Raw genomic sequence first — 2,439 nt, 5'->3', positions numbered from 1 at the left:
TCTGCCCCGACTACCACGTGCTCGGTGAGGGTCCCGACATTCCGGGTGGTTGTGCTGAGTTCGTAGCTGTTCCCGCTAACCAGCTTTTCGCTCTACCCGATCACCTAACAGCGGCCGAGGGGGCTCTCGTACAACCCTTGGCGATCTCTTACGAAGGGGTAGTACATCGCGGTCGCGTGATTGAAGGTGAGAGAGTCCTGGTCGTGGGAGCCGGCCCGATTGGCATTGGAGCGATGATGGTCGCGACTCTAAAAGGGGCGGAGGTCCTGGTGGTTGACCTAGTCGACGACCGCCTTGACCAGGCCAGCGCGCTCGGGGCTCAGCTGACGGCGCGCGCTGACAGTCCTGATCTAGCCGAACTCGTTGCCAGTTGGACGTCCGGTTTGGGCGTGGATCTCTCGGTCGAAGCAGTGGGGGGTCAGCAGAACTCGACTCTTGAGATGGCCCAACGGCTAACCACCCGGCGCGGGCGCATTGTGGTGATGGGATCGTTCTCCGAAAAGCTGGTGCCATTTCCGGTCGGCAGCTTGAAGTTCCTTGAACAGGAGCTGATCGGGTCCAGCGGCCATCCTCGTACGTTCGGGCCGGTGATCGAATTGGTGGCGTCTGGTGCCTTGGAGGTAGCCAAGCTGATAAGCCACACCATCGATCTCGGCGGCCTGCAGGGTGCATTCGACATGATGGACAAGCGAGTCGATGGCGTCATGAAAGTTGTCGTCGAACCCAACCGGTGACTCCGCTATTTGCTTCTTGTGCCAGTTCACGAGAGCGGCAAGGACATCAGCTCTCTTGACAAGATCGATTGCCCGGGTCGCAGGGTGTTGTCGTTTCAGCGATAGAGTAAGGATTGGCAAGTATGACTACGACCGCACCATTACCCAAAGGGGTCTTCTTCGACTCCGATCGGGGGATCGTTGTAGAAGGCATTGTTGCGCGAGGGATGCCGACCCACCCGCTCGGCGCTAGACCAGGAAAGGGATACAACTCGGTTGCCTTCAACTACCTGGCAGGTAACAGCGTCCTGACCGCTTTCCTGGCTGGCATCGAGCCCGGTGGGACCAAATGTGGCCATCGCCATTTCGACGAAACCCTGTCTTATGTCGTCGCGGGACGGGGCTCGAGTGAATTCCGCCAACTAGACGATCGGCCCCTAACTCGGGTCAGCTGGAGTCAGGGCGACCTTCTGGCGATCCCGACCAACGCCTGGCACCATCATTTCAACGGGCCGGACGAGGGGCGGTTGCTCTCGTTTAAGAATGCCCCTGCGATTCAGCGCTTGATCGGATTCGCCGACGAGGACAATCACGCTGACCTCCGCCTACGTGATCGGTTCGACGACGAACCGGACTTCTTCACCCGGGCTGAGGTACAACCCGACGGATCGATTCGGACCAACTTCCTCGCCCAGGTCGGTACCTCTCCCGTACCTGCGCCCGACCCGACCCTAGGAGAAGGTGTATCTAGGCAGCGTTATGTGATGGGCGGCCATCGAACCTTATCGGTGGATGTTGTCAGCATTCAGCCTGGCGGAACGTTTGATACCTATCGCCCCCTGGCGGAAGAGGGGATCCTGATCCTCAAGGGAAATGGCCTAACCCGGCTGTTCTCGGCCGACGGCGCCCGGTCGGAGGTCGAATGGTCGGCAGGAGACCTCGTCTCCCCTCCGTTCTACGTGTCTCGGCAGCATCAAAACCTCGGAAACGAAGAGATGCGTCTCCTATGCGTCCGCAACACCTTCGTAGAGGTGGGTTTGGGGTTCTCGGTCGGGCAGTTCGACCGGCACCTACCCGATCGATTTCCGGAGGTCGCCGACGTCGGCGCATAGGCGACCAGGAGCCGAGGTACAGATCGCTACCTGGCTACCGCAAGTGGCAAACAGGCGGCAACTGTCTGCTCAAACGAGTTGTCATTGTTTGCTTCTGGGGATGAGACGAGCCCGAACGATGACGAACCATTCGTAACTCACTGGATCATCTGGCAGACATATGAGGGCGGAAATCGCTACCTGTACCCCTTGTATGATCATGGAAGGTGACGCTTCTAACAGGAGCTGTCGGACGAAAGGGCAAACAAGGTCGCGATGCCTCTACAAGCGCTAGCCAAGGGCGGGACAGTCGGTACGGTCGAGTTTGCTGAGTTCATCTCCCAAACCAAGTACGAGGATCTACCGGCGTCAGCCGTGGCTGCGATCAAGTCGGTCATTGTCGATACTTTGGCGGTGACGGTTGCCGGGGTCGCGGAACCGGCTTCCGAAGCTCTGTCCGATTTGCTGTCCAAGTACGGGGGCGCACCAATCTCAACGGTGATTGGTCGACCTTTCAAGACCGATCCAGCCTCGGCGGCGCTATTGAACGGAACTGCAGCCCACGCCCTTGACTATGACGACTACTGCTTTGCGATGAGCGGTCATCCGAGTGCTGTCATTCTGCCTCCGATTTT

The 2,439-nt window shown here is 59.0% G+C and carries 3 protein-coding genes; all 3 read left to right on the top strand.

The features are described 5' to 3' along the window. Positions 1-176 precede the first annotated feature (176 nt). Complete coding sequence (locus tag JJE47_01340; GenBank protein MBK5266055.1) at positions 177-734, top strand: zinc-binding dehydrogenase; 558 nt, start codon at positions 177-179, stop codon at positions 732-734. A 122-nt stretch (positions 735-856) separates the two neighbouring features. Beyond that, entirely contained in the window at positions 857-1,825 is a 969-nt protein-coding gene (locus JJE47_01335; protein MBK5266054.1) for a cupin domain-containing protein, read from the top strand. Between the two features lie 255 nt (positions 1,826-2,080). Continuing rightward, positions 2,081-2,439: MmgE/PrpD family protein (locus JJE47_01330; protein MBK5266053.1), on the top strand; the 359-nt coding region annotated here is incomplete at its 3' end.

It is taken from the genome of Acidimicrobiia bacterium, assembly GCA_016650365.1.
In the GTDB taxonomy this organism is placed as follows: domain Bacteria; phylum Actinomycetota; class Acidimicrobiia; order Spongiisociales; family JAENVV01; genus JAENVV01.
Note: the sequence above shows the minus strand (reverse complement) of the source record. Positions and strands in the feature narration are given on the sequence as shown.